Origin of the sequence: Methylobacterium sp. WL18 (assembly GCF_008040015.1) — a bacterium.
In the GTDB taxonomy this organism is placed as follows: Bacteria; Pseudomonadota; Alphaproteobacteria; order Rhizobiales; family Beijerinckiaceae; genus Methylobacterium; species Methylobacterium mesophilicum.
On record NZ_VRVD01000282.1, the window covers coordinates 1 to 6,024 of the forward strand.

The following is a 6,024-nucleotide window of genomic DNA, read 5'->3' on the forward strand; positions in this document are numbered from 1 at the left end:
CTACGGTCGCCGGCTGAAGACCCTGCGAGGCCTCACCCCCTACGAATTTATTTGCCAGACCTGGACGAAAGAGCCCGAACGCTTCAGGCTCGATCCGTCACACCACATGCCGGGACCAAACATCTAGGCGCGGACCTTTGGGTGCCTGTGAGCGGCGTCGTTGTCCAGGATCACGTGGACGAGCTTGTCCGCCGGCACGGCAGCTTCGACGGCGTTGAGGAAGCGGATGAACTCGCCATGGCGATGGCGCTGCATGCAGCGACCGAGCACGGTGCCCTCCAAGACGTTGAGGGCCGCGAACAGGGTCGTGGTGCCGTGGCGGGTGCAGTCGTGGGTCTGGGCTGCGGGATGTCCTAGTTTGAGGGGCCGGTCGGGGCAGGTTCGTTCCAGGGCCTGGATCTGGCTCTCCTCATCCTGAGCTTGTCGAAGGATTGTCACTGGAGAGCATGACGGCATGGGGGGCGGGTCTATATAAAGACCCACCACACGGGCCCCCATCGAACAGGTTAGATGGGGGCCCGTCCTCGACCTTCTCGACCAAGGCCGGGTCGTGCGCGCGCTTGAAGGTGCGGACCCGATGTGATTGCAGGCGGTGTGCCTGCCAGATCCGCTAGACGAAGTGGATCGAGATCCCGATCCGCGCGGCGACGGCACGCCCGGTCTAATGGGTCAACGCGTCGGGCGGCTTTGAACAGGTCAGCGCGAGCACCTCCGCCACCGTCCGTGTGAGATGATGAGGCGGGATGCCGGGCGGGACGGGTCTTGTCGCACAGGAGGCCCTCGATGCCGTCCTCACCGTAGCGGTGCTGACATCGCCAGAGTGCGGGCCGACTGACGCCGGCCCGCCGGGCCAGGTCCTGCACGTCCAGACGCTCGGCCGAGAGCAGAACGATCCCGGCCCGTAGGATTTGCTTGAGGGGGGGCGGGATCGATCCTCGGCGATCGCGGTGAACTGTGAACGGGCGGTGGCGTCGAGGAGTACGCAGACGGTCTGGGCCATACCCCAGACTCACACACGTAACGCGCACCGTGAATCCTCATTCCGCGTCAGTGCACTAGGTGGCACTACCAAGCGTCAGCCGGATAGGGCGGCGCGCGGCCGCCATGCTTTCTATGCAACTGGCTGTGCGACGGGCGGGTTGACCTTGGGCGGCGGCGGCCTTATCCAATGGGTAGTCCTACTTTATTTGGACTGTGAGGCATTCGCTCAGCTGCTATCGCAACGGTAAGCTGAGGCGGTCTTCTCACATCGACATGGCCTCCCGCGCAGCGGGAGGCTCAGGCAGTCAGGCTCCGCCCGCACCGTGCGCGAGAACTGGCAGATCTGAAACCGACTTCCTCCTGCTTCGGATCGCTCCGGAGTCAGATGAAGTTCGTGTTCTGTCTGCCAATCGTCTCGTCCGTCGTGGAGTCAGATTTTCTTATGTCCGTCTCTATCCCAACCCGTGTTCGCCAGCGCAGCCTGGCTGCATCCCCTGCTCCGGTGTCGCGCGTCAGCGCTCCGACGGGGGCGAGCGTGTCACCGCGTGACATCAGCATCACGCATCAGCCGATCGGCGACATCCAGCCGCTCGACCGGCCGTTGCGCAGGCGTGGCAAAGGACAAGTCGAACGCCTCGCCGGCAACATTGAGCGGTTCGGGTGCTGCGTGGCGATTCTTGTCACAGCGTCTGGGGGCATTATCGACGGTCACGCGATCTACGAGGCCTGTCGGCGGCTCAAGCACGCGACCGTGCCCACGATCGTCATCGACCATCTCACCGGCGACGAAGTCAGGGCTCTTCGCCTCTCGCTCAATCGGATCGCCGAGAGCAGTACCTGGGACCCCGAAGCCCTCGCGTGCGAGTTCGCTCACCTGCTCGCGGTCGAGCCTGACCTCGTCGCGTTCACTGGGTTCGATTTGCCGGAGATCGATCTCGCGCTGACGTCGTCCTGCATCGATGGCTCAGACCCAGCCGACGCCCTTCCACAGGTGCCGGTATCAGCGGTCTCGCGCCTTGGAGATATCTGGGACTTCGCCGGTGGTCACCGGCTGCTGTGCGGAAATGCTCGTGCTGGTGAGAGCTACGCCGCTGTGCTCGCCGGCCAGGGCGTCCAGAAGGTCGCGACGGATCCGCCTTATGGGTGTTACATTCGCGATTACGTCAGTGGCAGGCACGGAGAGTTCGTTGAAGGCTCCGGCATGGGCGAGGCCGAGGCCACCGTGTTCTTCGAGAGCTTCCTCGGTGCGATGGTCCCGCATCTCGAAGACGGTGCGATCGTCGAGATGTTCATCGACGCACGCGGGATGCTCCCACTGTTGACTGCCGCGCGGGGCGCAGGTCTGACCCAACTCACGACCTGCGTCTGGGACAAAGGCGTGGGTGGAATGGGCTCGCTTTATCGGCAGCAAACTGAATTCGTGCTGGTGATGAAACACGGGCGGGGTCGGCATATCAACAACATCGCGTTGGGCCGGCACGGGCGCAACCGCACCACGATCTGGTCAGCGCCCGGGCTGAACGGGTTCGGGCGCGGGCGGGAGGAGGCGTTGGCCCTGCACCCGACCGTGAAACCGGTCGGGCTGATCGCAGACGCAATGCTCGATACCTCGCACCGCGGCGGCTTGATTCTCGACCCGTTCTGCGGCTCTGGCACAACCCTGCTTGCAGCCCACCGCACCGGCCGGATCGGGTACGGGATCGAGCTCGACCCGGTCTACGTCGACGTCGCCGTCCGGCGGATGGAAGCCCTGACGGGGGCGCTCGCGCGCCAGGCAGGCACGGGACGCACCTTCGCGGAACAGGCTGAACGGCGGTCGTATGAGACATCGGCCTTGCCACCGGCCGCGGCCGACGCGTGAGGAGGTCGCGATGTCCGGTGAGCCGATCGAGTCGAACGACAATGTCGTCGCGCGAGAGGACGATCTCGCGCCGCAAACGTCCTGTGCGGACGGTGGAGGTGCTGGGCGGGCTCGGAGCACCCGTGCCGGTGGAGGCCGCTTTTCGCGCGGACAGTCCGGTAACCCGAGGGGGCGGCCCCGCAAGCAGCCTGAGCCCTTCGTCGCGATGATGAAGCGCGTCTTGAACGAGACGGTCCAACTCAATCGCGATGGAAAGCGGGTGGAGATGTCGTGCGGCGAGGCGGTGTTTCGCTCGATGTGCCACAAGGCGATGTCGGACCCACGCATCGGCAAGGAGGTCTTCAAGCTGGTCGCGGTCCATGAGTCGGTAGTCGTTGCCGGCGAGACCGGCACAGACCCGGCGCAAAGTGAAGCTGTGTATCAGAATCACTACGCCCGGATGCGGCGTCAGATCCTCGCCGAACGCTCACCGGAGGGTGGAGACAACTCGGCTGCGAGCGACAACGACAATCCGGGGCCCGGGTGCGATCCGGAGCATACACCGTGATCATGACCGCGGAGATGATGTCGGTCGCGCTACGCACCAACTTGGCCACCTTCGTCGAGCAAGCCTTCGCGACGCTCGAGCCGGGAACAGCGTTCGCGCCGAATTGGCACTACGACCATCTGTGCTGGGCGCTCCAGCGGGTGTTGTGCGGCGACCTACGCCGGTTGATCATCAACGTACCGCCGCGCTCGGGTAAGTCGATCATCGCCAGCGTCGCATTCCCGATGTTCGCGCTGGGTCACGACCCGAGTCGACGCGTCATCTGCATCTCGCACACCAAGGATCTCGCCAGAAAGTTCAGCCTCGATCGACGCTTGCTGGCGCAGAGCCCATGGTTCGGCTCTGTGTTCCCGAGGTTCCGACTGACGGGCCCGCGACCCCGCGATCTCGAACTGACAACGACGCTTCGCGGCTCGATATTCGCCGCCGGTATGGGCGGGGCGGTGCTCGGGCGCGGCGCTGATCTCATCGTGATCGACGATCCGATCAAGGCGGTAGATGCGCTCTCAAAGGCTGAGCGTCGGCGGGTCAACGAGGCGTTCGACAACACGTTGCTCACACGCTTGAACGACAAGCAGCTCGGCGCGATTGTCATCGTGATGCAGCGGCTGCATGTCGATGACCTCGTCGGCCATGTGCTCGAGCGGGACGAGTGGGAGGTGGTATCACTGCCCGCGATCGCCACAGAGGATACCCAACATCGCCTAAGTGACGTCCCCGGGGACGTGTACCGGCGCCGGGTTGGAGACTTGCTGCACTGCGAGCGTGAGCCGATGGCGGTGTTGGAGCAAATGCGGCGCGCCCAGGGCTCGTTGACCTTCCAAGCACAGTACCAGCAGGACCCGGCGCCTGTTGGCGGCAACGTGATCCAGCGCTCGTGGCTGCGCAGCTACGACGTACGCCCGAGCCGTTTCGATCGGATCGTGGCCACCTGGGATACCGCCTCGACCCTGTCCGAGACGAGCGATTGGTCCGTGGGCACGGTCTGGGGTGCGGTCGGGCTGGACTACTACCTGCTCGACGTGGTCAGAGGGCGATGGGAATCTTGGGAGTTGCGCCAGAGAATCGTCGCGTTGAGCGAGCGCTGGCGTGTTGATACGACTTTGATCGAGAAGACCCAGCTCGGCTACGCGCTGCTACAAGACCTACGTAGAACCAAGACATTGGTGCCGATCCTGGTCGAGCCCCGTTACGACAAGGAGGCGCGGGTGCTGGCGCAAGCAGCCCGGTTTGAGGCAGGTCAGGTGTATCTCCCGACCGATTCGCCGTGGCTTGGCGAGTACGTCAACGAATTACTGGCGTTTCCGAATGGACGCCACGACGATCAGGTGGATGCCACCACGTATGCGCTCCATTACCTGACTGGGTGCCAACCTCGGGTCGAACCAAGGGTCAGGCGGACCCGCGAAAGCATTCGTAGAGGGCGACTGAATTATCAATCCAATTCTCCAACAGAGCTTGTTGTTGGTAGCCCAGATTATGCTCCGATACAGCCGCGCATCATCGCAGTCCCAGCCACTTGGAAGCCTGGCGACGTAATCTCATGACCTTACAACAAAGGCTGTGAGGAAAAACGATTTACCTTAGGAAGGATCGGGCCGGATACCCCTATGTGCTATCCGGTCAACTGCCCGGCACCACAGCACATCCGGGAGCCGGTACACCCATACCCCGCACGCCATCCCGGCGAGCAGCAGCAGGACCAGATACGCCAATCCCTCCAGCCCGAGGCTAGGCGCCGCCTCCGGTTCCGCCCGGTCGTACCAAAGCGGGTCGGCGTCCCAGTGAGGATCGTTCTCGTCCAAGACTGAACCTCCTCGCGCCGCAAACCTCGACGCGGCCGTATCGGTTAGCAATTCGTTTACCAGCCGGATCCGTCAGGGAGCGCGCGCCCCGCCTCACCCCTCGTCCGGCAGCGGCCGCAGCAGCGCGCCTAGAAGGAAGCCGAGCTGGCCGCAGATCAGCAAGCGCCACCCCGCGCCGCAGCCCGCCACTGAGGCTGAGGTGATGGATCTGGAACCCGTAGGCGAGTTCGGCCGCCACCACCGGCAGGAACACCGGCAGGCCCCAGACCGAGTCGAACCGCCCCAACCCACCCCGAGTAGGGCGTTCAGCAGCAGACCCTTCATGACGATCCCGTCGTCGACCCCGTCCCCGCATCTGCCCCGGCGCCGGACCGATCCCGGCCCGGATGGTCCGGTGCTCGTCCGCGGGCGACGTCCTGCGGTCGCCCCGCGTCTCGGCCGAAGCCGCTACTTGCTGCCGCGCTGGGCGAGCACGGCCGGGACGGTGCGCAGCATGATCGCGATGTCCTGGCGCAGGCTCCAGCGGCTGGCGTAGTCCAGGTCGAGCGCCACGCGCTCGGCGTAGCTGGTGTCCGAGCGGCCCGAGACCTGCCACAGCCCGGTGACGCCAGGCGGCACGGCAAAGCAGGTCGAGAACGCCCGGCCGTAGCGGGCGACCTCGGCCTGCACGATCGGACGCGACCCGACCAGGCTCATCTCGCCGCGCAGGACGTTCCACAGCTGCGGCAGCTCGTCCAGCGAGGTCTTGCGCAGCACCTGGCCGATGGTTGTGATGCGCGGATCGTCGGAGAGCTTGTGCGTGGCGGCCCACTCGGCCCGGGCGCGTGGGC

The 6,024-nt window shown here is 65.0% G+C and carries 4 protein-coding genes and 2 pseudogenes; 4 read left to right on the top strand and 2 right to left on the bottom strand.

What is annotated here, in order from left to right; genetic code table 11:
* Positions 1-127: pseudogene (locus FV228_RS18285) on the top strand (IS481 family transposase); the annotation flags it as partial.
* Between the two features lie 33 nt (positions 128-160).
* On the opposite strand, the pseudogene FV228_RS18290 reads toward FV228_RS18285, so the two are convergent.
* Positions 161-1,000, bottom strand: a pseudogene (locus FV228_RS18290) (IS630 family transposase); the annotation flags it as partial.
* A 366-nt stretch (positions 1,001-1,366) separates the two neighbouring features.
* On the opposite strand from FV228_RS18290, the gene FV228_RS18295 reads away from it, so the two are divergent.
* From FV228_RS18295 to terL, 3 genes are read left to right on the top strand one after another with little or no spacing between them, the layout of a single operon-like run.
* On the top strand, positions 1,367-2,842 hold the full coding sequence (locus tag FV228_RS18295) for a DNA methyltransferase (RefSeq protein WP_147855930.1): 1,476 nt from the start codon (positions 1,367-1,369) through the stop codon (positions 2,840-2,842).
* A 10-nt stretch (positions 2,843-2,852) separates the two neighbouring features.
* Positions 2,853-3,389, top strand: a complete 537-nt coding sequence (locus FV228_RS18300) for a DUF5681 domain-containing protein (protein ID WP_147855931.1) — start codon at positions 2,853-2,855, stop codon at positions 3,387-3,389.
* A gap of 2 nt (positions 3,390-3,391) precedes the next feature.
* Complete coding sequence (terL, locus tag FV228_RS18305) at positions 3,392-4,936, top strand: phage terminase large subunit (RefSeq protein WP_246693947.1); 1,545 nt, start codon at positions 3,392-3,394, stop codon at positions 4,934-4,936.
* A gap of 705 nt (positions 4,937-5,641) precedes the next feature.
* Here terL and FV228_RS18320 read toward each other — a convergent pair.
* Positions 5,642-6,024 (bottom strand): sugar transferase (locus tag FV228_RS18320; protein ID WP_147855934.1); only part of this gene is annotated, 383 nt, incomplete at its 5' end.